Source organism: Blautia sp. DFI.1.216 (assembly GCF_020594215.1).
GTDB lineage: Bacteria > Bacillota > Clostridia > Lachnospirales > Lachnospiraceae > Blautia_A > Blautia_A wexlerae.
This window is the reverse complement of record NZ_JAJDML010000008.1, coordinates 21,266-45,391: the sequence shown is the minus strand read 5'-3', so window position 1 is coordinate 45,391 and position 24,126 is coordinate 21,266. Positions and strand designations below refer to the sequence as shown.

At 30.9% G+C, this 24,126-nt stretch carries 25 protein-coding genes; 22 read left to right on the top strand and 3 right to left on the bottom strand.

What is annotated here, in order from left to right; translation table 11 throughout:
* The first annotated feature begins 24 nt into the window (after window positions 1–24).
* The 4 genes from LJE11_RS04940 to LJE11_RS04925 all read left to right on the top strand — a co-directional run bounded on the left by LJE11_RS04940 (window position 25) and on the right by LJE11_RS04925 (window position 2,313).
* Window positions 25–690: an ABC transporter ATP-binding protein gene (locus LJE11_RS04940; protein WP_025578774.1), complete on the top strand. Its 666-nt coding sequence runs from the start codon at window positions 25–27 to the stop codon at window positions 688–690.
* A gap of 289 nt (window positions 691–979) precedes the next feature.
* Window positions 980–1,348 (top strand): hypothetical protein, encoded by a 369-nt coding sequence (locus LJE11_RS04935; RefSeq protein ID WP_025578775.1) that lies wholly within the window; start codon window positions 980–982, stop codon window positions 1,346–1,348.
* A gap of 96 nt (window positions 1,349–1,444) precedes the next feature.
* Window positions 1,445–1,774 (top strand): winged helix-turn-helix domain-containing protein, encoded by a 330-nt coding sequence (locus LJE11_RS04930; RefSeq protein WP_025578777.1) that lies wholly within the window; start codon window positions 1,445–1,447, stop codon window positions 1,772–1,774.
* Window positions 1,775–1,833: 59 nt separating this feature from the next.
* Window positions 1,834–2,313, top strand: coding sequence for a hypothetical protein (locus LJE11_RS04925; RefSeq protein ID WP_025578779.1), 480 nt, complete (start codon window positions 1,834–1,836; stop codon window positions 2,311–2,313).
* Between the two features lie 260 nt (window positions 2,314–2,573).
* Here LJE11_RS04925 and LJE11_RS04920 read toward each other — a convergent pair whose 3' ends face one another.
* Window positions 2,574–3,227: a 4'-phosphopantetheinyl transferase family protein gene (locus LJE11_RS04920; protein ID WP_025578781.1), complete on the bottom strand. Its 654-nt coding sequence runs from the start codon at window positions 3,225–3,227 to the stop codon at window positions 2,574–2,576.
* 275 nt (window positions 3,228–3,502) lie between these two features.
* Here LJE11_RS04920 and LJE11_RS04915 point away from each other — a divergent pair, with 275 nt between their 5' ends.
* Genes LJE11_RS04915 through LJE11_RS04905 form a run of 3 tightly spaced genes read left to right on the top strand, consistent with a single transcriptional unit; the run spans window position 3,503 to window position 6,954 of the window.
* Window positions 3,503–3,919: an acetyl-CoA carboxylase biotin carboxyl carrier protein gene (locus LJE11_RS04915; protein ID WP_025578783.1), complete on the top strand. Its 417-nt coding sequence runs from the start codon at window positions 3,503–3,505 to the stop codon at window positions 3,917–3,919.
* Between the two features lie 11 nt (window positions 3,920–3,930).
* Window positions 3,931–5,271 (top strand): acetyl-CoA carboxylase biotin carboxylase subunit, encoded by a 1,341-nt coding sequence (gene accC, locus LJE11_RS04910; RefSeq protein WP_025578784.1) that lies wholly within the window; start codon window positions 3,931–3,933, stop codon window positions 5,269–5,271.
* Window positions 5,272–5,298: 27 nt separating this feature from the next.
* Window positions 5,299–6,954, top strand: coding sequence for an acetyl-CoA carboxylase carboxyl transferase subunit (locus LJE11_RS04905; protein WP_025578785.1), 1,656 nt, complete (start codon window positions 5,299–5,301; stop codon window positions 6,952–6,954).
* Window positions 6,955–7,001: 47 nt separating this feature from the next.
* Here LJE11_RS04905 and LJE11_RS04900 read toward each other — a convergent pair whose 3' ends face one another.
* Window positions 7,002–7,349, bottom strand: coding sequence for a helix-turn-helix domain-containing protein (locus LJE11_RS04900; protein WP_025578786.1), 348 nt, complete (start codon window positions 7,347–7,349; stop codon window positions 7,002–7,004).
* 237 nt (window positions 7,350–7,586) lie between these two features.
* Between LJE11_RS04900 and LJE11_RS04895 the strand changes: the two genes are divergently transcribed.
* The 4 genes from LJE11_RS04895 to LJE11_RS04880 all read left to right on the top strand — a co-directional run bounded on the left by LJE11_RS04895 (window position 7,587) and on the right by LJE11_RS04880 (window position 10,208).
* Window positions 7,587–8,327, top strand: coding sequence for a LytR/AlgR family response regulator transcription factor (locus LJE11_RS04895; RefSeq protein ID WP_161234113.1), 741 nt, complete (start codon window positions 7,587–7,589; stop codon window positions 8,325–8,327).
* The gene (locus LJE11_RS04890; RefSeq protein WP_025578789.1) at window positions 8,305–9,606 is read left to right on the top strand and encodes a sensor histidine kinase; all 1,302 of its coding nucleotides are present in this window, start codon (window positions 8,305–8,307) and stop codon (window positions 9,604–9,606) included. Before LJE11_RS04895 ends, LJE11_RS04890 begins: the two co-directional genes overlap by 23 nt.
* 84 nt (window positions 9,607–9,690) lie before the next feature.
* Window positions 9,691–9,852, top strand: a complete 162-nt coding sequence (locus LJE11_RS04885; protein ID WP_159430639.1) for a hypothetical protein — start codon at window positions 9,691–9,693, stop codon at window positions 9,850–9,852.
* A gap of 29 nt (window positions 9,853–9,881) precedes the next feature.
* Window positions 9,882–10,208 (top strand): carboxymuconolactone decarboxylase family protein, encoded by a 327-nt coding sequence (locus LJE11_RS04880; RefSeq protein WP_025578791.1) that lies wholly within the window; start codon window positions 9,882–9,884, stop codon window positions 10,206–10,208.
* A gap of 230 nt (window positions 10,209–10,438) precedes the next feature.
* Here LJE11_RS04880 and LJE11_RS04875 read toward each other — a convergent pair whose 3' ends face one another.
* Entirely contained in the window at window positions 10,439–10,963 is a 525-nt protein-coding gene (locus LJE11_RS04875) for a PadR family transcriptional regulator (protein ID WP_016289315.1), read from the bottom strand.
* A gap of 134 nt (window positions 10,964–11,097) precedes the next feature.
* On the opposite strand from LJE11_RS04875, the gene lanM reads away from it, so the two are divergent.
* From lanM to fabD, 11 genes are all read left to right on the top strand, one after another.
* Window positions 11,098–14,064 (top strand): type 2 lanthipeptide synthetase LanM, encoded by a 2,967-nt coding sequence (gene lanM / locus LJE11_RS04870; protein ID WP_025578793.1) that lies wholly within the window; start codon window positions 11,098–11,100, stop codon window positions 14,062–14,064.
* 102 nt (window positions 14,065–14,166) lie between these two features.
* On the top strand, window positions 14,167–15,564 hold the full coding sequence (locus LJE11_RS04865; protein WP_025578795.1) for an MATE family efflux transporter: 1,398 nt from the start codon (window positions 14,167–14,169) through the stop codon (window positions 15,562–15,564).
* Between the two features lie 601 nt (window positions 15,565–16,165).
* Complete coding sequence (locus LJE11_RS04860) at window positions 16,166–17,365, top strand: macrolide family glycosyltransferase (protein ID WP_025578796.1); 1,200 nt, start codon at window positions 16,166–16,168, stop codon at window positions 17,363–17,365.
* Window positions 17,366–17,384: 19 nt separating this feature from the next.
* Window positions 17,385–18,338 carry a tetratricopeptide repeat protein gene (locus tag LJE11_RS04855; protein ID WP_227198752.1) on the top strand — a complete coding sequence of 318 codons (954 nt, stop codon included), beginning with the start codon at window positions 17,385–17,387 and terminating at the stop codon, window positions 18,336–18,338.
* A gap of 4 nt (window positions 18,339–18,342) precedes the next feature.
* Complete coding sequence (locus tag LJE11_RS04850) at window positions 18,343–19,164, top strand: cyclase family protein (protein ID WP_025578799.1); 822 nt, start codon at window positions 18,343–18,345, stop codon at window positions 19,162–19,164.
* Window positions 19,165–19,215: 51 nt separating this feature from the next.
* A complete protein-coding gene (locus tag LJE11_RS04845; protein WP_025578800.1) occupies window positions 19,216–19,452 on the top strand; it encodes an acyl carrier protein in 237 nt (78 codons plus the stop codon).
* An 11-nt stretch (window positions 19,453–19,463) separates the two neighbouring features.
* Window positions 19,464–19,940 (top strand): hypothetical protein, encoded by a 477-nt coding sequence (locus LJE11_RS04840; protein WP_025578801.1) that lies wholly within the window; start codon window positions 19,464–19,466, stop codon window positions 19,938–19,940.
* Between the two features lie 115 nt (window positions 19,941–20,055).
* Window positions 20,056–21,312 (top strand): beta-ketoacyl-[acyl-carrier-protein] synthase family protein, encoded by a 1,257-nt coding sequence (locus LJE11_RS04835; RefSeq protein WP_025578803.1) that lies wholly within the window; start codon window positions 20,056–20,058, stop codon window positions 21,310–21,312.
* A gap of 38 nt (window positions 21,313–21,350) precedes the next feature.
* Window positions 21,351–22,589 carry a beta-ketoacyl-[acyl-carrier-protein] synthase family protein gene (locus LJE11_RS04830; RefSeq protein WP_025578805.1) on the top strand — a complete coding sequence of 413 codons (1,239 nt, stop codon included), beginning with the start codon at window positions 21,351–21,353 and terminating at the stop codon, window positions 22,587–22,589.
* 39 nt (window positions 22,590–22,628) lie between these two features.
* Window positions 22,629–23,072: a hypothetical protein gene (locus LJE11_RS04825; protein WP_227295601.1), complete on the top strand. Its 444-nt coding sequence runs from the start codon at window positions 22,629–22,631 to the stop codon at window positions 23,070–23,072.
* Between the two features lie 105 nt (window positions 23,073–23,177).
* Window positions 23,178–24,101 (top strand): ACP S-malonyltransferase, encoded by a 924-nt coding sequence (gene fabD / locus LJE11_RS04820; RefSeq protein WP_025578808.1) that lies wholly within the window; start codon window positions 23,178–23,180, stop codon window positions 24,099–24,101.
* Window positions 24,102–24,126: the final 25 nt, after the last annotated feature.

Here is a 24,126-nt window from a genome sequence, read left to right as displayed (position 1 = left end):
TATTTTTTTCGGAGGTGAAAGAGTATGAACGTTATCGAAATAAGGAACTTAAGTAAGAAATATTCAAACAGTAGGAATGTTGAAGTTATGGCTTTAAGGCATGTGAACTTAAATATAGAAAAAGGAAGATTTGTTGCAATTGTAGGGCCAAGCGGAAGCGGTAAAAGCACTTTGCTGCATTTGATTGGTGGTTTGGATATGGCTACAGAAGGAAGTATAAAAGTAGATGGATTAGATATTATGAAGTTTTCAGAAAACGAAATGTCAGAATTTCATCGAAAAAAAATTGGCTTTGTTTTCCAAAAATTTAATTTGCTTCCTATGCTGAATGTAAGAGAGAATATAGTTCTGCCTCTTACTCTTGGGGGTGAAACCGTAGATGATGAATATATTGATGAATTGATACAGTTTCTTGGGCTGAGACAGAGAGAAAAGCATTTGCCAGGAGAATTGTCAGGCGGGCAGCAGCAAAGGGTAAGTATCGGGCGGGCACTGGCTACGAAAGCAGAGGTATTACTTGCCGATGAACCTACAGGAAATTTGGATCAAAATACTTCGTATGAAATTATGGAATATTTTCGTAATTTGAACAAAAAATATGGAAAAACAATTATTATGATTACACACGATATGAATCTGGCTCAGAATGCCGATGAGATCATACAAATTGTTGATGGGAGAATTATATAAAACAACAATTTTATGAGATGATTTTTTAGGGAGAAACTTTTAAGGATCTCCCTATTTTTTACGAACGATGTTTAATTTTGATTCTTCAGATTTAAATGTAAAACTATATCTTTACTGTTTTAGCTTACTACACTTATCTATCATGCGGTAAAAAGTTTGGGAATATCTACTCTGTACATAAGCGAAGATTTAGATGCAAATTATGGTGCCTATGATTTTATATACAAATAGTGACCTGAGAAAAGAAATTTTCTATTATTGATTATCGTGTATGAATGGAGCTGTTGAAATGGAATGTAAAAAAGAATGTAGACTGCTGTTAAATGACTTGAACAGTATTCTTTTAGAACAGTGTTTGGAGCAGAGAGTTAGTTGTGGATATTTGAATAGTCTAGTGCAGGAATTAGCAGAGTACATCAATCCATTACTGGACCTTTGCGAAAAGGCAGCGACAAGGACACTGAATATAGACAATGATTATCGCACTATGCGGGCACAATTGCAGAGCAATATCCGAAATCCGCTAAGCTGCATAAAAGCAAGTTGTTTTCTAATCAATTCACTTGCAGAAAAGGGAAATATCCAATCTGAAAAGCTCCAGGAGTATCTTCAAATTATAGAAAAGGCAGCGGAGGATATAGAGAGTACATTAAAATAACTGATAATTGAAGAAGTGCTGGGCGGGAAGTTTTCGTCCAGTATTTCTTTCTGGAATGAGAAAAGTTGAATTTACAAATCAAGAGGAGGCATACACATGAAGTATGTTTTTCCAGAATATAAAGAGAATGTAGTGTTGGGCAATGGGAAATTACAGTTAAATCCAATGTCCTATCAGGTTATCTACGAAGGAAAGGAGATAGACCTGACACCCAGGGAATTTGAAGTTTTATACCTACTGGCTTTAAAGCCAAACTGGGTAATGCCAAAGACAAATATTTATCATTCTGTATGGGGGATTTATTATCATGACGATCAGATACCATATAGAACAGTAGAATATGTGATATGGAAGATAAGAAAAAAGATGGGACATGATATTATCGAAACATTGGTCAATGTGGGGTATCGGTTGAAAAAGCTGTAGTTTCCTGGAGATATAATTGAGATGAAACGGTATGTTATTACGAATGGAGGATATATGATATGAATGAAAATAAGAAAAGTGCGAAACGGTACCACCAATTTATGATTACTGCTTTAAAGAAAAAAGTAAATGACATGAAAGATTCCGCTTATTCAGGATTGTATAGTGAAATAGCGTTTATCATTGGAATAGCAGTTATCATGATAGATACCTTTTTTCCACCAGAGGAAACGAAAGCTAATTGCGTATGGAAGATAATACTGATAGCTGTATCTATAGTCTGTATGTTTTATTTCGCTAAAAAAGTGAAAACAGTGAATGAAGTGGAAGAAGAGAAAAAGTTTTGGCCGAATTTTTTTATTCAATGGGCAACAAGTTTAGGGTATATAAATATGCCTGTAGCAATGATAGCTATTTTGGTAACATTTGATAAGGGCAAAGCATGGACATTATTTATGATGGGGGTTGCTGTAATTTTGACAGGTTTAACTTTAATAGAAGCACTTGTAAAAACTTCTAAAATTGTAAAAAGGTTGTAAGAGAAAATAAAATTGATTAAAAAATTGTATCACGTTTCCCAGCATCTTCACAATGCCATAGAACAGGTATGTGTAATAAAAGGGAACTGGAGTTTGGCGATGAGATGTATCACATAGAGGAAAAATAGAGCAGATATGAGGAGGACATAGCTGCTTTTACTATAGGGACTAATTGAAGATACAGAATTTAAAAAAGTTCATAATAAAGGTTAGACAGATTTACAGGAAATAGAATCTTTACATATCCTGTAAATCTGTTTTTATATCGGTATAAAATAATTTTGGACTTCCGTTTCTGACAATTTTATTAAGGAGCGTTCAGATACATTTTTCCCACAAATACAATACATATAATGGTCTTCTTGCCAGGTATAAAATAATTTAGATAAATCAGGATTTAAAGAGTTGCATTGGGTTGCAGTACCAGTAAGACCGATTCTAAGCATTTTATAATAGGCTTCTTTTTGCGTCCATATTTTGTAAAATCTAAAAATTCGTTCAACATCTGAGGCATTGTTAATGTATTGAATTTCCGGTTGACTGAAAATGAGATCCATAATATCAAATGGTGGATAAGATATTTTTTCTACATCGGCTCCAACTGGAGAATTAGCTGATATACAACTGATTATAGAACCATTTGAATGAGAAATACTGAAGTCATATTTAGGCTTAGATAAAAATAGCGGCTTGTGATTTTGAGAATATGAAAAGTATAATTCGGTATGCTTCAAACCAGATATAGTGCTTAATCCGATACGAGTAATAAGAGCAGAATAAAGAGAAAGTTTTTTGTCAAGTACATGAAAATATTGGTTTATTTTCTTTCTTCGTTCTTTGGAAACAAATTGCATTAAATCAGAATCTATATTTTTCCATTCGAGTGAAATAGTTGATAAATACAGCACTAGCACGAGTAAATCCTCCCTAAGTATAATAATGAGTAGTTTACCATAGGAACAGAAAAATTTCAAATGCAAAATGAGCATCTTATAAGGATAATGCAAAATGAGCATCTTATAAGGATATTTCTGTGTAATAAAGACAAAAATATGCAAGTAAATCCAAAATCGTCTATAAGAATATAAAATATGCTATGTTAAAAAAAGTATAAAAGATAGCGTAAGAAAAGGGAATATTCTATCTAATAATCTTATTTTTATAACATCATGTAATATGGAGGCAAGGAATGAAAACAGAAGAAGTTGTACACTTATTAGAAAATGTATACAAATATAATATATCAGAGCTTAGTATAAAAAGTGGAGATGAGAAGATTATCATCAAAAATGGCATTGATGAAAGGGCAGTTGATACTGTGGAAACTGTAACTGAAAGAATAGAGGGTGAAAGTAAAAATAGAATTGATGAAGAAAATATTATAAAATCACCCTTGGTGGGGCGTTTTTATGCAGCCCCTGCTGTCGGAAGTGATAATTATGTTAAAGTGGGAGATAAAGTAGAAGAGGGGCAAACACTTGCTATTATCGAAGCAATGAAATTAATGAATGAAATTAAGAGTGAATATAGCGGAACTATTAAAAGCATATTAGTAAAAAATGAAGAACTGGTGGAGTATGGACAGCCCTTATTTGTTTTAGTTTGAAAGGAGTTTTTATGTTTGAAAAAATACTTATTGCTAATAGAGGAGAAATAGCTGTACGAATTATAAAAGTATGTAAAGAGATGGGAATTAAGTCTGTAGCTATATATTCAGAGGCAGATAAAGACGCTTTACATACAAAAATGGCAGATGAGGCGATATGTATAGGACCTGCACCGTCAGGAGATAGTTATCTCAATATGGAAAATATTATTAGTGCAGCTGTAGGAACAGGAGCTCAGGCAATTCACCCAGGTTTTGGATTTTTATCAGAAAATAGTCTTTTTGCGGAAAAGTGCAAAGTATGTAATATTACATTCATTGGTCCAACACCAGAAGTGATTTGTAAAATGGGAAATAAAGTTGAAGCACGTAATATGATGAGAAATGCGGGAGTTCCGATTATATCAGGAAGCAGGACTCCCGTTTTTGATGTGTGTGAAGCAAAAAAAGTGGCATTAGAGCTTGGATTTCCAATTATGATAAAGGCAGCAGCAGGTGGTGGCGGAAAAGGTATGAGGATATCCAATACAGAAGATGATTTTAATGAAAACTTTGTAACAGCCCAGATGGAAGCTAATAGTTCATTTAGAGATGGAACGATGTATTTAGAAAGGTATATAGAAGCGCCAAATCATATAGAATTTCAAATACTTGCAGATAAATATGGAAATGTTATACAGTTGGGAGAAAGAGATTGTTCTATTCAAAGGCATCATCAGAAAATTATTGAAGAAGCTCCTAGCCCAAAACTATCGGTAAAATTAAGAAAAGAAATGGGAAATATAGCGATCAAAGTTGCAAAAATTGTAAACTACGAAGGTGCAGGTACAGTAGAATTCTTGCTTGATAAGTTCGGAAAGTATTATTTTATTGAAATGAATACACGTATTCAAGTAGAACATGGAATTACAGAGATGATATCTAATGTTGACATTGTTAAGGAACAGATAAAAATTGCAGCAGGCTATTCGCTTGAGTTTAAGCAAGAAAATATCTTATTGCAGGGTCATGCTATCGAATGTAGAATTAATGCGGAAAATCCGAAGATGGGTTTTGTCCCATGTCCTGGAAAAATTAATAATGTTTATTTTCCAAGTGGTAATGGTGTTCGCATTGATACTGCATTATTTAATGGTTGTAGTGTTTCACCTTTTTATGATTCTATGCTTGCAAAAATTATAGTGTATGATTCAGAACGAAAAAAGGCTATTAGAAAAATGAAAAATGTTTTAAAAAAAATAAAAATAGACGGAATTATAACTAATTTAGAATTTCAAAATGCTATTCTAAATCACCGCGATTTTGAAGAAGGGAATTTTACAACGGACTTTATTGTAGATAAGTTTAGCTGATAATAAAGAAATAAGAGGAATGACATTATGAATGACAAAGATAATCGAACAGATAGAAATAAAGAAAATATACCAGCAGTACCACCTGGAATGTGGATTAAGTGTACGAAATGTGGAAAATTGATTTATAGAAAAGAGTTAGAAAAAAATAAATTTATTTGTATGAAATGTGGAAAATATTTTAGAATGCCTTCGGAAAATAGAATTTTGGATATTATAGATGAAGGATCATTTGTTGAACTGTTTACAGATGTATTGGATAAAAATCCAATTGATTTTCCAGGATATAGTGAAAAAAAAGAGATAATTAAAAAGGAAACTAATTTAAAGGAAGCTGTTATTACAGGAAAAGCGTCAATAGGGCATATAGAGGTTATGCTTGGTGTATGTGATACAAGATATCTGATGGGAAGTATGGGGTATATTGTAGGCGAGAAAATAACAAAATTATTCGAAAATGCAACCAAAGCCCAGCTACCAGTTATTATGATTAATTGTTCAGGAGGCGCACGTATGCAAGAAGGCATCATATCCTTGATGCAAATGGCAAAGACAGTAGATTCGGTAAAACAACATTCAGATGCGGGGTTATTGTATATATCAGTTTTGACAGATCCGACAACCGGTGGGGTGGCAGCTAGTTTTGCTATGTTAGGTGATGTGATATTGGCTGAACCAAATTCATTAATTGGGTTTGCGGGTCCACGAGTAATTGAACAAACTACAAAACAGAAGTTGCCTGTAGGATTTCAAACCTCAGAATTTTTATATGAACATGGATTCCTTGATATGATTGTTATAAGAAGAGAATTAAAGGAACGTATCTATGAAATTCTTAAAGCTCACCAAAAGCCAAAGGTTATAGAAAGAAAACGTAAAACAATTTCTGTGTGCACTTTTTGTGATTATAAGGACAGTTGGAAAAAAGTACAATTATCAAGAAAAATAGATAGACCGACGACAGTAGACTATATCACCCATGTATTTGAAAGATTTATAGAATTTCATGGAGACGGTGAAACCGGAGAGGATCAAGCAATAATTGGAGGTATAGCCTTTTTAGATAATATTCCAGTTACAGTTATAGGACATCAAAAGGGAAAAACGACAGAAGAAAGAATTATTAGAAATTTCGGAATGGCACACCCTGAAGGATATAGAAAAGCAATTCGTCTTATGAAAGAAGCGGAGAAATTTAGAAGACCAATTATAACATTTATAGATACACCTGGTGCAGCATGTGGAGTTGAGGCTGAAAAAAGAGGAGAAGCATCTGCAATAGCAAAATGTATATATGAAATGTTCAATTTAAAAGTGCCGATTTTGAGTATACTTATAGGCGAAGGTGGGAGTGGAGGAGCTTTAGGTTTAGCTGTTGCAAATGAGGTTTGGGCTATGGAAAATTCTACATATTCAATACTTTCTCCAGAAGGTTTCGCTTCTATTTTATGGAAAAATGAAAAACGTGCAAAAGAGGCAGCAAACCTTATGAAAATGACGGCAAAAGATTTATTAGATTTAGGAGTGATTGAGAAAATATTACCAGAAGGGAATGGAGCATCAGAGTTCAAAGTAATTACAGATTTTCTACAAGTTCAAATTCTTGATTTTATATATAATATGTCCCTTAAAAATGAAGATGAAATAGTGGCTTCAAGAGAAACAAGATTTAGAAGTTTTTAGATAGAGTTGATAAAGACTGAAGCGAAAAAAACTTCAGTCTTTATTGATTATTTTAAGTTGCGATTATGTAAAGAGATAAGTGTATTTTTTACTAGGTCATGTATAAAGCATATTTCTTTAGTTGAACAGTTTTTTAAAAGTAGAGAAATTTCTGTTTCATATACATTTGATGCTTGATTAATGCAGTCACATAATAATTCATCGGCAGATACATCAAGAGCATTTGCAATAGAAATAAAGGTTGTTAAACTTAGTTTGGTACAGCCTGTTTCAATATGCGAAATGTGTGTTGTTCCAACATCTGCTTTTTCTGCTAAAGCTTCTTGGGTAAGATTCTGGGATAGGCGTTTTTCACGAATACGTTTACCTAGGTTTACAAAATTGTTATCTTTCATAATTGCACCTCCATGATTATATGTGTATTGTATGTGCAATCAAAATATTTCTTAATAACCTATATGTGCATATAGACTAAATAATGATAGTTTTAAGATGTTTAGAGAGTGTATGAAATAAAGCACATGGAATATATATTATTTAATCGGATTGCACTAATAAGATATGTAAACTATTTGGTAGAATCGCTAAAATCATGTTCACAGAAAGAAAAAAATAAGGCAGAGGTGATAAATATGCCAAGAATAGCAATTGTAGATGATCAGGAAGAGTATTTAGAAGAAATTTGTAATTTAATAGAGAAGTTTTATTTTAAAAATGGAATTCCATACGTTGTGAATACTTTTTCAAATGCACAGTTGTTACTATACGAAATGGAAGAAAAATTGTATTTTGATATTTATCTATTAGATATTGAAATGCCTGGGATAAACGGACTATCTTTAGCTGAAAAAATACGTTCTATGGATGATGCAGGATATATTGTGTTTATCACGTCACATTTAAAATTTTTAATAAATGGATATGATTATTTTGCATATCAGTTTATCCCTAAAAATAATTTGAAAAAGAAGTTGATATCGACATTAGAATCATTACAAAAAAGGCTGGATATTGAAGGAGAAAAGTTTTATCAAATATGTACTAATCATAGATATGAGAAAATTTTATATAAGGATATCTATTATGTGTATAAAGATGAAAAATATGCGATTTTTGTTACCCAAAACGGAAATATACCTATACGAGAAACCTTGAAGAACATTTATAAAGATTTAGAACAAAAAGAATTTATTTTTATAGATAGAGGATACATTGTTAATGTCGTACACATTATGAGTTTATATAAAAATACTATTTACTTGCGTAATAGTAAAAATCTTAAAATTAGTAGAACATATACTGAAGAGGTAAAAAAGAGAATTCACACTTATTGGAAGGAACACACAACAAATGGAAGAGATATACATACTTAATGTACTCCAATATTTACTAGGATATTTTGAGATTTATATGTGTTTTGAGATACTCCGAAAAGTTTATAAAAAGGAAAATACAAAGATAAAACAATGTTTTGAAATATTGATTTGTATAAGTTTGGCAGTAATAGAAGCTATTAATCGTAGCTTTCGATTATATTCTATTTTATTAATTGCTGTTGTTATAATCGTAATAAGTATAACGTTCTCATTGATTTATAAAATCAAATTACGATATACATTGCTTCATACCTCATTGTATTGTTTGAGTTTAGAATTATTAGATCTATTTATCATATTCACAATGGGAATAGTGTTACATAAAGAGGATTTGGGGATTATTATAGGAAGACAAAACAGTATATCCAGAATATTGGCATTGTTTTTGGGAAGAGCTTTAATGTTTCTAATTTCCTTAGCCATAGTGAGGTATAAAGAACTTATAGATAAAAACCGCATAGGATCACTCGTGTTGATTTTGTTATCGGAAATTATCGGAGTTATATATTTTCAATCAGTGTATGCAGGCGATTCTATTCCTGATTTAGCAAAAGGATATTATATGTATTTCGTTATCATTATTTTAGCGATAATGTTTTTTGCTATATATTCGATTTATCGAAGTGCGTTGGAAGAAAGTAAAATTATTAAATTGAGAAATCGAATGTTGGAACGTAATTATGAAGATCTTAAAGTATATTATAATGATTCTCGAACTTTATTTCATGATTATAGAGCCCATATTACTTTGCTGCAAAAATATTTGGAAGAAAATCAAATAGATAAAGCCTGTTTATATCTCAATAGTATTAATAAACCACTTGCGGAATTGGAAAAGAAAATTTATACAGGAAATGCAGTTATTGATCTGGTAATGAATTATAAATTATCAGAACTAAAAGAAAAGAATATTAAAATAGAATATGATATTATGCCAATCGATTTTGGCAACTACCATTTTGAAGAAAGTGATATATTTGTTATTTTATACAACTTGTTCGATAATGCTATAGAAGCTTGTGAAAATATCTACACAAGAGAAAAATGGATTTATTTATCATTAAGGCTTATTAATAATATGTTTATGCTTTGTATACAAAACAGCTACGAAATCGAGCCTAAATACGAAAATGGAGAACTTTTAACTATAAAAACAGATAAACATTTTCATGGAATTGGTATGAAGAGTGTGAAGAAAATTGTTGAAAAATATGAAGGACAGTTAGAATATGATAATAAGCAAAATATATTTGAAGTTAGCATAACCCTTTTCTGAAGGTCAAAAAATTGTAAGTTAAGACATAATACTGACAAAATCTAAAAATATGGTATTATTTTAATAATCAAAGGAGGAGAAAAAATGAAAACATGTTCAGAAAGAAATGAGCAGCGGATAAATAGTTTACAATTATCAGAAAGTTTGGAAGACGAAATAAAGGAACTTGATGGAAAGAATGTAGAAGCAGGAGATGTTATTTTTACTACAGATACATCTTCATTTCTTACAATAGTTTGCTGCTAAAATATTTTCAAATAAAAGGAGATATTAATATGGAAAATGAATTTACCGGTTTTAATTGTTTTATGGAAGAAAGTAGCGAAGTAGGTAAGGCATATATTGACATGATTTTGCAGCAGGAAAAGGCAAGTGCATTGGATAATAAAACACGTGAATTAGCGTATATTGCAGTGCTTGCAGCTACAGGAATTATGGGTGGTTTGCTTTATCATGTACAATCTGCTAAAAAGTTAGGCGCAAGTCGTGATGAGGTAAAGAGTGCAATACTGGTGGGATTACCGGCTGTCGGATTGACCATTATTGATCCGTTGGAAGCCGCTCTTAAAGCCTTTGACGGAAAATCAGACCAAATCCTTTGATTAAAAAGAAGAAGAGCCTATCACATAGTGATAGCTCTTCTTCTTTTGTTTCTATAGAATTTTAAAAGTTTTAAGATATACGAAAAATTGCCCATCTTGTTTCTGTGAAGGTTATTCAATAAAATGGATCCGGGACAGTAAGAACATATGGTAAGGTTGAGGATTATTCTTAAAATTAAGTAAGTGACAAATGGGGGAAGGTTTGTGGTTTCTTCCTGGAATATTTGTTTTTAAAAGACGTTTGGTAAAGTGGCAATCCAATTTTCAATTGCTTGGACTAATATAAGTTGCTGTTGTAGAACGGCCATACCTGCAGTTGGAATTTCAGGTTTTTGCTCTTTGGAATTAATATTATCTTCTAAATATGCTTTCAGTATTTCAATGTTATTTTTTATATCAGAAAGGCATTTTTTTTGCTTATCAGGAGAAAGATTATTTATATTTACTATTACTGCATTAAAATCCAGAAAGATATGAATTGGTTTAGAAGAAATATCAAGCATTAACTTCTCAAATTCTTTCTCCCCTGTATCTGTTAAAGTATAAATAGCCTTTTCTGGCATTTTTCCTTCTTTAATCGTAGTTCCTTTTATAAGGCCTTTTTCCTCTAATTGAAGAACTTTTTTATATATAGAAGGGGTACTAATTTTTACCCATTTGGATATATTACGATATTCTACAAGTTTTTGAATATCATAAGCGCTTAAAGCTGATGTCTTTAACATACCTAATACAATTAAATCAATGGTTGCCATGCTGACCTCCTATCCTTGACATATACTATATATTATAGTAGTATAGTTGTTGATTTGGTTATAAATTATACTACTATAATTTTACGGTGTCAATACAAATAGAAAATAACAAATGATTTATTGGGTGAATATAAATGAGAGAACGCTATTTATTTGAAAGAAAATATATAAGAAAAGATAATGAGTTAAAAATTCCTTCTAAATGGGAAAAATTAATAGGAGAAGATACAGTTAAGATACTTTGCAAAGAGTATAAAGAGATTTCTTCTTTTTTTTCTGAAAATACTCAATATTATGAACAGGAAGCTCCCTCAAATGTTGAGTATATGGAAATTTTAGAAATGTATTTAGCAGGGAGTTATAAAAGCGAAATCATTATAGAAAATACAATGAAAGATAAATTGTTTTTTACATTTTATATACCATTTTTTAAACTAGCCCGATATTATTCAAGAAAAAAATATGGAGATATTTTAGAAAAATATTTTTCTAAAGGAATTTATGAGGAGTTATATTTGGCCTTAGCTTGCGTGGCAACCAGGGTTTTAGTTAATGAAATACAGTTTCTTGAAAACAAATTGGTAGGAAAGAACGCAAATGAAAAATATTCTACATATGTTAAAATGTATTTAAGTAATGATGAATATATAGAGGAGCTTTTTCAGTTTTACCCTCTGTTATTAAGATGCATTTTAGAGAAAATTTGTAGTGTCGTAGAGTTTTATCATCAATTGATCAGTAGATGGGAAAAAAATGTAATAGAAATAAAAAAATGTATAAATATAGATAATACCGAGATTACAAAAATTAAGAAAGTAGGGGATAATCACAGAAATGGAAAGCATACGGTGAAAATTTTTTTGAAAAACGGAAATGCTGTATTTTATAAACCAAGAAATTTGAGGATATCAAAAATTTATTATGAATGCTTAAATATATTATATGAATATGTAGGATTGTCATGTTTTAAATATAGAATAGCAGATTTTGGAGAGTATGGTTGGGAAGAAGAAATAAAATATCAAAAATGTAAAAATAAAGATGAAGTAAAAAATTATTATATTAGAATGGGGTGTCATATTGCACTGAGTTACATATTAGATATTCAGGATTTCCATTATGAAAACTTGATTTCTCATGGGGAATATCCTGTGTTTATAGATATTGAAGTGCTCTGTGGACATATCACAAAAAATTATATTCCATTGACCGCTAACGAGAAAGCAAAATTATTTGTAGAAAATTCAGTATTAGGAAGTGGGATTTTACCAAGGGGAAATAAGGAGATGGATATATTTTGTGCTTTAAGCGGAAAAGGCGGAATGAAAACTGGGAGAAAAAGATTGCTCCTGATAAATTCCAAAACTTCAGATATGAAATTTGTATACAAAGATGCAAAAACGAAGAAAGGATATAATAGTCCACAGATAAATCATAAAGAATATAGATATAATGGATTTGTAGATGAGATTTGTCTGGGATTTAGGAAAAGCTATGAATATATCTGGAAAAATAATAAGATTTTTGAGGGACGATTTCAAAACTTTAGTTCCAGAATGTTGTATAATCATACTCAAAACTATTCTAAACTTATTCAATTATCATATCACCCTATGTTTATGACAGATGGAGGAGAAAGACAGCTAATCCTTTCAAAAAATTTCTTCTTCCATATACAAATTAATCCAAAAAATGGAAAAGATTTATTTGAATCAGAGCTATATGCTATGCTTAAAGGAGATATTCCTTACTTTAGTTTTTTATCGAATAAAAAAGAATTGTATATGGATAATCATCAAATGATCAAAGAATATTTTACCATTACACCAGAGCAGTATATTAAAATGCGGATTAAATCATTATCTAGCCAGGATTTATATATTCAACAATATTTATTAAATAACGCTATAAAAGGATCAACAGTTCATTTGGAAAATCGAATGGATTATATGCATGATACAAATTTTTCCGTTATTAAAATATGCAAACAGATTGCTGATTATCTTATGAAAATAGGGATAAAGAATAGTTTAAAAACAGATATTAATTGGATTATTTCCTTGACTGGTACCATACATATATCAGATATGTTTTTATATGAAGGAATTGCTGGCATGATAGTTTTTTTTGCAGCATTAAATGAAGTAGCACCAACAAGAGCATATTTTGAAGTACAGAATATTTTATTGAATAAGTTGCTAGAATATACAATGAATAATTCTTCTTCAAAGGCGTATTCAGGTGCATTTTGTGGTGAGGCATCTATTATTTATACATATTTGGTATTATATAAGATAAGCAACGAAGAAAAATATATAAAATATGCAAAAATACATGAAAATAAGTTGTTTGCTAGTTTGGAAAAAGATAGGATGGGAGATTTGCTATATGGTAATGCCGGTGCTGTCATAATATATTTAAATATGTATGAATTAACAATGGATAAAAAATATATTTTGCGTGCTGAGATTGCGGCGAATTATATTTTGAAAAATTTGAAAGAAACGTATAGCATATTTAATAATATTGAAGGTAATAAAATTTCTCGGCTGGATAGGGGGATTGCACATGGAGGTAGCGGATATAGTATTTGTTTTACAAGATTATTTGGAAAGACAAAGAAGAGGAAATATCTAAACATTGCATTGGAGCTATTAAAGTATGATATTATAAAAAATAAAAAAGAGAATCAAAGAAGTAGAAAGATATATTGGTGTCATGGGGCAGCAGGAATAGTATTGGCGCAGCAAGAAATATTAAAATATATTGAAGATGGTTCATATCAGCATATTTTTGAAGATTATCAGACAAAAATTAGCATGATAGAAAATAATTTTAATATAGAACTGGATAGTTTATGCTTATGTCATGGGATTTTAGGAAATATTATGATTATACAACAATTAACAGGAAAAATTCCGTGTGTACCTTGGACAAGCACTCTGAGTAAATTAAATTATTTTATAGAAAAAAATCTGTGGACAAATTTAGAAAATGGTAATCCAGGATTCATGATGGGATTGGCAGGAATTGGATATGCAGTGCTGTATTTAGATGAAAATTCTAAAAAATTTCCTAATATTTTAAAACTAGAACTCTAAAAAACTCTTCAAGAAATTAGAAAATTTCTTGACTACTACTATAAATTATAGTATTATAATAGATGTCGCTATAATTTATAGTATTAGAAAAGGAGTGAAAAAATGAAAGGACATAACAAAAAAATGGAATTATTAGGGAGTGCACCGATTCCAAAAGCGTTATTGGCAATGGGAATTCCAACTATGATAGGAATGATGATCAGCGCAATTTACAATTTGGTAGATGCCTATTTTGTTGGAGGCTTGGGAACGAGCCAAATGGGTGCGATTTCAGTAACGTATCCTTTAAGTCAGGTGATTGTTGGGTTAGGACTATTGTTTGGTAATGGCGCAGGCTCATATATTTCTAGGCTGCTAGGACGTGGGAATAATGATGATGCTAAAAAAGTTGCGAGTACAGCCTTATACAGTGGTCTTTTACTTGGAATTATTTTCATAATTGGCACGTTAGCTTTTCTTGAGCCAATTCTGAAGTTTCTTGGTACAACAGAAAGTATCATGCCATATGCGATTAAATATGCAAGAATTTTTATTGCTGCATCTATTTTTAATATTTTCAATGTGATGATGAATAATATTATAACAAGTGAAGGTGCGGCTAAAATATCTATGTTTGCAATGTTGTCAGGCGCATTATTAAATATGATTTTAGATCCTATTTTTATAAACGTATTAAATATGGGCGTTACAGGAGCTGCTATTGCTTCAGCTATTGGACAGGCTCTTTCAACAGTTGTTTTTCTTTCATATATTCTTATGAAAAAAAGTATTTTTACATTTAAGATTAAAGATTGTTGTTATTCTAAGGAAAATATGAAGGAAATTTTGAAGATAGGAGTACCAACATTGGTATTCCAGTTATTGACAAGTTTATCAATAATTTTAATTAATAATCAGGCCAATGCTTTGAGTGTAACACATACAAAAGAATATGTAGATTCAGTAATTGCCGGAATGGGAGCTGTAACAAGAATAGTTTCTATGGGAAGTTTAATGGTATTTGGATTTATTAAAGGTTTTCAACCGATTGCAGGATACAGTTATGGAGCGAAAAATTTTAAACGTCTAAATGAATCAATTAAAACATCTATTTTGTGGTCAACAGTGTTTTGTGCGCTTTTTGGATTGATATTAATTTTATTCCCTGCAACAATTATTTCTAAATTTACAGCAGGAGATATGGAACTTGTTAGAATAGGGCAGGCTTCACTCAGAGCAAATGGATTTTCTATTATGCTTTTTGGATTTTATACGGTGTATTCTTCTCTATTTCTTGCCTTAGGTAAAGGTTTAGAAGGATTTATTTTGGGAGCTTGTAGACAAGGGATTTGTTTTGTACCAATTATCTTGTTATTGCCGAGTTTGGTAGGAATAAGTGGTATCTTATATGCACAGCCAATTGCAGATCTTATTTCTGCAATTATCACAGTGTTTATGGCCATAAATTTACACAAAAGTTTGGAAAAGGAAAGACTTTCATATATTAAAAATAAAGAATAATGATAGACTATGCCTTATTATTAAAAAATTGAGAATTAATAAAAATTAGCAGGATATAATTTTCCATAGTTATATCCTGCTAATTTTTTGTACAAATAATAAATATGCCATATACAAAATAGAGTAAAATACTTTCTCTTTAAAAAATTTCATTAATTTTTGCTACGAGAATAAATGAGTATCCTGAATGATTTTTCAACACCAGTCTGGTGATATAAAAATCATGTTTGAGGATCATTTTTTGCGTTCTAAATTTTCATGAAGAAATGGCTTAAGGTTGCTATATAGTGCAGATATGATAAGACATGGATATTCATCTCATATAAATGTATTAATGATTAAGTACAAAAAGGCAATTTTTGAGTATTAGAATTTTGATTATAAATTTCCGGATCTATGATTTCGAGTCATCAAATATTCAATAAAAGAGTGACAATGCAAAGTGTTTTATAGACACAATAAGTTTTTTCATGAAAAGGACAATATATTGCAGATTAGGACATTTTTACCTATATATAAAAAAATAGTGATATTTTTTAGTGGACATATAGTATTGTTCAAAGAAAACTATTCAGAGAAATATATGGGAAGAGGTAAAAAAATGTCTAAAGTATTATTTTTGAATATTCCTTCACATGGGCATATAAACCCAACATTAGGTTTGGTGGAAGGATTAGTGAAACAGGGAGACGAGGTTTTATATTTTACGACAGAAGAGTTCAGAAAGAAAGTAGAAAGTATGGGTGCAACATTTATAAGCTATGGCTCGAAATCTGATTTTTTTGTTCCTAAAAATAAGAAACCAGGAAAATCAATTCTTGATGATTTGCTGAATAGAATAGATGAGGTCCTGAATAGAGCTGATATTATCGAATATATTTTAAAACAAATTCAAGGAATGAAATTTGACTATATTATCTATGGCTCAATGTTTCCATATGGAAATGTAATATCTCAGATATTAAACATCCCGGCTATCTCTTCTTTTGCCGTATTTGCGAAACCAAAAGTTTTTATGGAAAAAGGAAATGAAGAGTTTATAAAAAATCATAAAGCTACGGACACATACCAGAAACTCTATATGAAATTAGAAACTTTATATGGGATACAGATGCCCCCCATGTTAGATCTGTTTTTTAACAAAGGGGAATTAAATATTGCATATACATCTGAATTATTTGTTTCTAACATAAAAGAAGAATATGATGATAGTTTTCTTTTTATTGGTCCACCGGTTTATAATAGAAAAGAGAAAATTGAATTTCCATTTGAAAAAATAAACGGTAGAAAAGTAATATATATTTCTTTAGGAACAGTATTTAATAGTATTGACACCAAACTGTATGAAACGTTTTTTAAAGCATTTTCTGACTATGATGGGATAGTCGTAATGAGTGCATTTAAAATGGATATATCAAAATTTCATATACCAGAGAACTTTATTGTACAAAATTATGTGCCACAGTCAGAAATACTTAAATATGTGGAGGGGGCAATAACTCATGGAGGAATGAATAGCACAAGTGATTTAATATATAATAATGTACCATTTGTGACAATTCCCATAGGCGCTGATCAAAGATATATTGCTAGTAGAGTTTCAGAGCTAGGAGCTACTATTTGTTTAAATAAAGATAATATATCGCCCCAATTACTATCGGACTCCATGAAAAGAGTAATTACGGAAAGAAAATATAGAGAAGCGGTAGAAAAAATTTCTATTTCTTTTAAAGATGCAGGAGGATATAAAAAGGCATTAATGGAGATAAGTAAATTTAAAATTTTACATAGTATAGAATAAATAAGGTAAGGTGTTACGTATGCAAAAATCCTCAGAAGATCTTACAATGGCGCATGAATACTACAGGGAACAGGATTATAAAAATTGTTTAAAAGTATATGATATATTGTTTCATAAAGGAGAGCAGCTTTCAATAAGTGAGCTAAAAGAATACGCAATTTCTCTGCAAAAGAATATGAGATATTTTGAGAGCATTGAAATAGCAAGAAAAATTTTGGATAAAAAAAGAGTAGATATAGATATATTTTTAAACATGTGCATTTGCTTAGGAAAAATTGGAAAATATCCTGATGCGCTTGAGTATTATAATAAAATCTTGAAAATAAATAAAAATTATAATATTCAGATTGGCTATTATGCATATTTGTTAGGACAAGTGGGAAAAAACGAAATGGCAGATTTTTATTATAAAATTGCTATTGATATAGAGCCAGATAATGCATGGTATATAAGTCATTACGCATTTTTTCTTCAAAAAATAAAAGAATATAGTCGGTCAGAGTATTATTATAAAATAGCGCTAAACAAAGATAAAAATAACAGTTGGCTATCAAAACGTTACGCATATTTTCTTAAAGAATTAAAAGGAAAAGAAAAAGCGTATTCCTATTATGAGCAGTTGTTTTGCGAGAATCCTTATAATTATAACTATTATATAAATGCAGCAGAATTAGCATTTATATCAAATGATATAGAAGAATCTTTAAGGTATCTGGAAAAGGCAAACTCCATTAATAAACCTAAAGTTATGGAAATTATACTTCGATTTTATTGGGCAATATATTATATTTTGTCTGATGATTTGAAAGAATTCGAGAAAGAAACATTAGCACTAAAATCTTTGCGCAGACAATATACAGGGTTTATTCATAGAGATTTGACAGATCTCAGTTTTTATATTTCAAACAATCTGAATGAGATTAAAAAACAAAAATATGAATATATTTCTAGTATTTTGTATAAGGGGGAATAGCAGTATGAAAATAATAGATCTTAGTTTTAATGTTGAGCCAAATCTTTCTGAACCTATGTCAATCAAAATAAAAACAAGACCACATTCAGGGGGCTCTAAATTTGGAAGAAAAATAGTATTTATGGGAAAACGTAGTTTGAAAGATAAGGCAATGGCAGTGATTCATTATATGTCAGGGAAAGAACGTATAACTAAAAAAAGCTTTCCTGATCAAGAGTTTATCAACGAACAAAGGATTTCATTGTCTGTTCATACAGGAACACATTTAGATGCTCCTTCACATTTTGGAACAAGATGTGAAGGAAAAAGACCTAAAACAATAGATGAAATACCATTGGAATGGTGTTATGGAAATGGAGTTGTATTGAATTTTTGCAATAAAGGTCCATGTGAAGAGATTAGTGTTGAAGATGTAAAAAAGGAGTTAGAAAGAATTGAATATTGCCTTCAAGAAAACGATATTGTTCTGATAAGAACAGATACGGATAAAAAGTGGGGTAAGCCAAATTATTTTTATGAAGCTCCTGGCATGTCAAGAGAAGCAACAAAATTTTTAGTTGAAAGTGGTGTGAAAATAATAGGTATAGATTGTTATTCATTAGATAAACCATTTATGGCTATGGTAAAGCAGTATTATAGAACGAATGACAAAAAATGCTTATGGCCAGCTCATTTTTATGGACGAGAAAAAGAATATTGCCATATTGAAAGGCTTACAAACTTAGATAAGATCCCAATGAATTATGGGTTTAAGTTTTGTTGTTTCCCTATTAAATTAAAAGAAATGGGAGCTGCATGGGTTAGAGCGGTAGCTATTATTGAATAGTGAGATTTAACTGATTCTTCAGTTAAAATATATAAAAATGGAGGTATAAAAATGGAACAAAAAATTTACGAAATTTTAAAAGAGAGGTTTGGTATTGAAGACACAATTAACTCAGATACAGATTTAGTTAATCAATTGGGATTTGAGTCTATTTCATTAGTAGAGTTAGCAAGTGTCTTATCAAAGGAAACTGGCGTTAAAGTTACTCATAATCAAGCAATAAAATGGACGACAGTTAAATCTATTCTGTCAACACTTGCTGCAACTAGTAAAGATAACAATGCATAAGGAGGTTTTTTATGGGATATACAGTTAATTCTATCATAATAAAAAAAGAGATAAACGAACTGTTCGAGATTATTAATGATGTTAGAAATTGGCCGGAATTACATAACTATCAAGATGTAAAAATACTTGAAAAAAAGAAATTGCTAGATGGAAGGAGAAAGATTGTTTTTCAAGTTACGGGGAATAAAGAAGAGGAACCGGTTGAAATTTGGACATCTCAGAGAATTATAGATGTTACTAATATGTGTGCACGAGGGGTAAGACTAGAGCCTATGTACCCATTTAGACATTGGATACTTGATGTTGTTTTATCAGTAGAAAAAGAAGGAACAAAAATGACCTGGATACAGGACTTTAGTATGGATAAAAATTCAGGATTTACTGAAGAGGCTGTTGAAGAAATGATTAATAAAGGTAGTAAGAAAGAACTTCAAATTTTTAAGGAAAAAATTGAGAGTGGCATAGTTAGCAGCAAGACAGAATTATAATAAAATATCAATAAAATGGCAAGGAAAGATTTGTGAATTGTGCTTGGAATTTTTTGAAAATCTTTTATGCCATTTTATTATTCTGTAAATAAAGATATATTATAAGGAGATTCAGATGAGAAGAGTTGTCGTAACGGGGATAGGACTAATTACGCCTATAGGCATAGGAAAAGAAGAATTCTGGAAAAATAATAAAGACGGAAAAAGTGGTATATGCGATATGCCAGAACTGGAAAAATTCGGTTTTGAATCTAAGGCTTACGGTTATGTGAAAAATTTTAAGCCAGAGCAATTAGGATTAACATTACGTGAAATTAGAAGAATGGATAGGATTACTCAATTTGGAGTTTTATGTACAGATCAAGCTGTTAAAGATTCAAAAATAGATTTATCTAAAATAGACAAAAATAGAGTAGGCGTTAATATTGCAAATGCAGTAGCAGGCACAAAATTCATGGATGAAGAATTTTCAGTTTTAACCAATAATGGAAAAGAGGTGGTAAATCCGGAAGATATATCACCTTATGCATATGCACGCTCTATGCCTAATACAACTTCAAATGAAGTATCATATCGTTATGGTTTTAATGGAACCTGTTGTACAATGGCAACAGGATGTACAACAGGAATTGATTCTATAGGATTTGCGTATGATCAAATACGGTGTGGGGAATTGGACGTAATGATATGCGGAGCGGCTGAGGCTCCAATAACACCTATAACTATTGCTGCCTTTGAAGCAATAGGAACACTTTCTACAAATAATAATCCGCCAGAAAAGGCCTCCAGACCTTTTGATGATACGAGAAATGGATTTGTTTTAGCGGAAGCAGCAGGGATATTAGTTTTAGAAGAACTTGGACATGCTTTAAATAGAGGTGCACATATCTACGGAGAAATTGGGGGATATGGTTCAGTAAATAATGCCATGCATATGACAGGTTTGAAGCCAGATGGTGAGGATTTATCAAGAGCAATAAAAATTGCAATAGAGGAAGCTAATATCACACCATTTGAGATTGATTATATCAATGCTCATGGTAGTGGAACCAAACAAAATGATATAAATGAAACAGGCGCCTATAAAAAAGTATTTGGTGAGCTGGCCTATAAAATACCGATGAGTAGTACAAAATCAATGACAGGTCACCCTCTTGGTGCGGCTAGTGCAGTAGAAGCAATTGTTTGTTGTCTGGCATTGGAAAATAATTTTATGCCACCTACAATTAATTATAACAAGAAAGATGCACTATGTGATTTGGATTATATACCCAATTGTGGAAGAGAAAAAAATTTAAATGTTGTTTTAACAAATGCCAGTGGATTCGGTGGACTTCATGCAGCCATGATTCTAAAGAAATATATAGACTAATTGATAATAGTTGTTATTGAATAAAAAGGAGTATACAGATGAATAGACGAAGAGTTGTCATAACAGGATTGGGAGTGATTTCACCATCAGGAAATGATGTGGAAACATTTTGGGAATCGTTAAAACAAGGTAAATCAAGTATAGGCCCAATTACGAAATTTGATACAAGCGATTTTGATGTAAAAATTGCTGGGGAAGTAAAAAATTTTGACATTAAGAAATACGGATTTCCATTTATGCTTACTAGGCAATTAGATGAATTTACACATTATGCTATGGCTGCAACAAAGATGGCTTTAGACGATTCTATGATAAATCTTGAAATGGTTGATAGAACCAGAATGGGGGTTTTTGCAGGCAATTGTCTTGGAGGAGTTGGGTTTGGTGAGAAAGAATTGTATAATTTATATAGAGAAGGTTGGCAGTGTGTAAGTCCCTATCAGTCTATTTCATGGTTCTATACTGCACCACAAGGACAAATCTCAATTTTTTACAAATTAAAAGGTTATAGTAAAACTTTTGTAGCAGATAGAATAAGTTCTGATGTTGCACTGGGGTATGCATATCAATCGATTATGTTGAATCGTTTAGATACTTGTTTGGTTTGCGGCACAGAGGCTGGAGTATTTCCATACGGAATGTCACTGTTTTCAAGTAGTGATGTTTTATCAAAAAAACGAGATGCTTGTTATTGTCCATATGATTTAAAAAGAAATGGAATGATTCTTGGGGAGGGGGCAGGTACCTTAGTAATTGAGGAATTAGAACACGCATTAAAGCGCAATGCGCCAATATACGGTGAAATTCTTTCCTTTAGTAATAATTGTGATGGGGTTCATCATAAAGAAAAAAATAAAAATGGAAAAAAATATAAAGAGGTAATAGAATCTTGCATTAGAAAAGCAAATATATCGTATGATGAAATTGATTATATTAATTTAGATGGTGCTGCTCTATGGGAAGATGATGTCATTGAAACAAATGTATTAAAGGAAATTTGGGGAAAAGAAATTGGTACAGTATCTTTAAGCTGTCCTAAATCAATGTTTGGAAACACTTTTGGGGCTGCTGGAGCATTAGATGCAATTATTAATTGTTTGGCAATCAAAAATAACACAGTACCTCCCACAATAAATTATGAGGATCAGGATTCAAATTGTGATTTGAATTATACACCTAATAAAGCTTTGCATAGAAATATCAATACAGTATTACAAATTGCAAGGGGGAGAGGGGGAATTAATAGTGCTATGCTCCTTCGTGAATTTAAAGAATAGTATAGAAATTGGCATGTTATAGAAAAGAGGTTATGGAGAGTGCCTGTAATAAAAAAGGAGATAATTTTAAAAGGTACAACAAAAGAGATATTTAAAAGAATGTCTGAGTATAGCTTTATTCAAGAAATGAATTCGTCTGCAAATGTATGTACAAAAATTATTTTTAAAAAACCAAGAATCATCAGATATGGTATAGAAGTAAAGAATATTGGGTATTGGGAATCTGAAAGGGTATTTATACCAGAAAAAAATGTAATTATTACACAGCGTAAAGAACCGATGGGACCATTTAAATATTTAGTTGTTATCTATATTTTAGAAAAAGATAATCAGGGAACAAAATTTACATATATTGAAGAATTTGACGTATGTGATAATTATCAAAATGAAGTAGAAAAAATTTATTCTGACATTTCAAAAAAAGTAAATCCCATTTTACAAAAGATCACAGATTATTTTAATTTGGAACATATTTTGCAATAAGTACTATTGATAAGAGGTATTGGTAAATATGGAATAATAAAAACTCTTGTATTGTAGATGAAGCAATACGAGAGTTTTTATACATAAGAGTATAGGAGGTTCGTTATGGCAAAAAATATTGCATTTGTTTTTCCGGGACAAGGTGCACAATATTCTGGTATGGGAAATGATTTTTATAATCAATATGAAAAAGCAAAACAAATTTATGATTATGCATCTGAAATTTGTAATATAGATGTAAAAAAAATCTGTTTTGATAGTTCTGACAGTAGAATTCATGAAACAAAATATACACAAATTGCAATTTTTACTACGTCATTAGCAATTTTAGAATGTGTACATGAAATGGGTGTCACTTCAACTGTTAATGCTGGGTTAAGCTTAGGTGAGTATACTGCATTGGCAGCATCAAATGTGATTGATATAAAAGACTTATTTTTATTAGTCAAAAAAAGAGGAAAATATATGCAAGAGGCTTTCCCGACAGGCGGTGCAATGGCTGCGGTTATTGGCCTTTCTGAAAGAGAGGTGGTGGCAATTTGTAATCAGATGAATGGTAATATATATATTGCTAATTATAATTGTCCCGGACAAATAGTCGTAACAGGGGAAAAGGCTGTAGTGGAAGCATCGTATGAAATATTTCAAAAAAAAGGAGCAAAGATGGTTTTACCGTTAAATGTTAGTGGACCATTTCATTCGCCATTATTAGAAACGGCTAAAAAGAAACTTGAAATTAGTTTGAAAGATGTACAAATTAATAATTTTATCATTCCCTATGTATCAAATGTTAATGCAAAATATATTAATTATAGTTGTGATATTAAATCATTACTTTCTGAGCAAATTGTTTCTTCTGTGAAATGGCAACAGAGTATAAAAGAAATGATAAGACAGGGGGTAGATTTGTTTATTGAAGTAGGTCCGGGATCAACATTGACAAATTTGATTAGAAAAATTGACCCTGGCGTAGAAGTGCTAAATATTCAAGCTGTGGGAGATATGAAAACTTTGTTGAAAGTTAATTGAAGTTATTATAGAAAACAATAGTGTA

Coding starts and splice junctions, on each gene's coding strand:
- lanM (WP_025578793.1), top strand. CDS start 11,098: ATGAGAGAACGCTATTTATTTGAAAGAAAATATATAAGAAAAGATAAT.
- LJE11_RS04830 (WP_025578805.1), top strand. CDS start 21,351: ATGAATAGACGAAGAGTTGTCATAACAGGATTGGGAGTGATTTCACCA.
- LJE11_RS04855 (WP_227198752.1), top strand. CDS start 17,385: ATGCAAAAATCCTCAGAAGATCTTACAATGGCGCATGAATACTACAGG.
- fabD (WP_025578808.1), top strand. CDS start 23,178: ATGGCAAAAAATATTGCATTTGTTTTTCCGGGACAAGGTGCACAATAT.
- LJE11_RS04850 (WP_025578799.1), top strand. CDS start 18,343: ATGAAAATAATAGATCTTAGTTTTAATGTTGAGCCAAATCTTTCTGAA.
- LJE11_RS04835 (WP_025578803.1), top strand. CDS start 20,056: ATGAGAAGAGTTGTCGTAACGGGGATAGGACTAATTACGCCTATAGGC.
- LJE11_RS04880 (WP_025578791.1), top strand. CDS start 9,882: ATGGAAAATGAATTTACCGGTTTTAATTGTTTTATGGAAGAAAGTAGC.
- LJE11_RS04840 (WP_025578801.1), top strand. CDS start 19,464: ATGGGATATACAGTTAATTCTATCATAATAAAAAAAGAGATAAACGAA.
- LJE11_RS04890 (WP_025578789.1), top strand. CDS start 8,305: ATGGAAGAGATATACATACTTAATGTACTCCAATATTTACTAGGATAT.
- LJE11_RS04875 (WP_016289315.1), bottom strand. CDS start 10,963: ATGGCAACCATTGATTTAATTGTATTAGGTATGTTAAAGACATCAGCT.
- LJE11_RS04900 (WP_025578786.1), bottom strand. CDS start 7,349: ATGAAAGATAACAATTTTGTAAACCTAGGTAAACGTATTCGTGAAAAA.
- LJE11_RS04935 (WP_025578775.1), top strand. CDS start 980: ATGGAATGTAAAAAAGAATGTAGACTGCTGTTAAATGACTTGAACAGT.
- LJE11_RS04860 (WP_025578796.1), top strand. CDS start 16,166: ATGTCTAAAGTATTATTTTTGAATATTCCTTCACATGGGCATATAAAC.
- accC (WP_025578784.1), top strand. CDS start 3,931: ATGTTTGAAAAAATACTTATTGCTAATAGAGGAGAAATAGCTGTACGA.
- LJE11_RS04865 (WP_025578795.1), top strand. CDS start 14,167: ATGAAAGGACATAACAAAAAAATGGAATTATTAGGGAGTGCACCGATT.
- LJE11_RS04930 (WP_025578777.1), top strand. CDS start 1,445: ATGAAGTATGTTTTTCCAGAATATAAAGAGAATGTAGTGTTGGGCAAT.
- LJE11_RS04895 (WP_161234113.1), top strand. CDS start 7,587: ATGCCAAGAATAGCAATTGTAGATGATCAGGAAGAGTATTTAGAAGAA.
- LJE11_RS04845 (WP_025578800.1), top strand. CDS start 19,216: ATGGAACAAAAAATTTACGAAATTTTAAAAGAGAGGTTTGGTATTGAA.
- LJE11_RS04940 (WP_025578774.1), top strand. CDS start 25: ATGAACGTTATCGAAATAAGGAACTTAAGTAAGAAATATTCAAACAGT.
- LJE11_RS04885 (WP_159430639.1), top strand. CDS start 9,691: ATGAAAACATGTTCAGAAAGAAATGAGCAGCGGATAAATAGTTTACAA.
- LJE11_RS04925 (WP_025578779.1), top strand. CDS start 1,834: ATGAATGAAAATAAGAAAAGTGCGAAACGGTACCACCAATTTATGATT.
- LJE11_RS04905 (WP_025578785.1), top strand. CDS start 5,299: ATGAATGACAAAGATAATCGAACAGATAGAAATAAAGAAAATATACCA.
- LJE11_RS04915 (WP_025578783.1), top strand. CDS start 3,503: ATGAAAACAGAAGAAGTTGTACACTTATTAGAAAATGTATACAAATAT.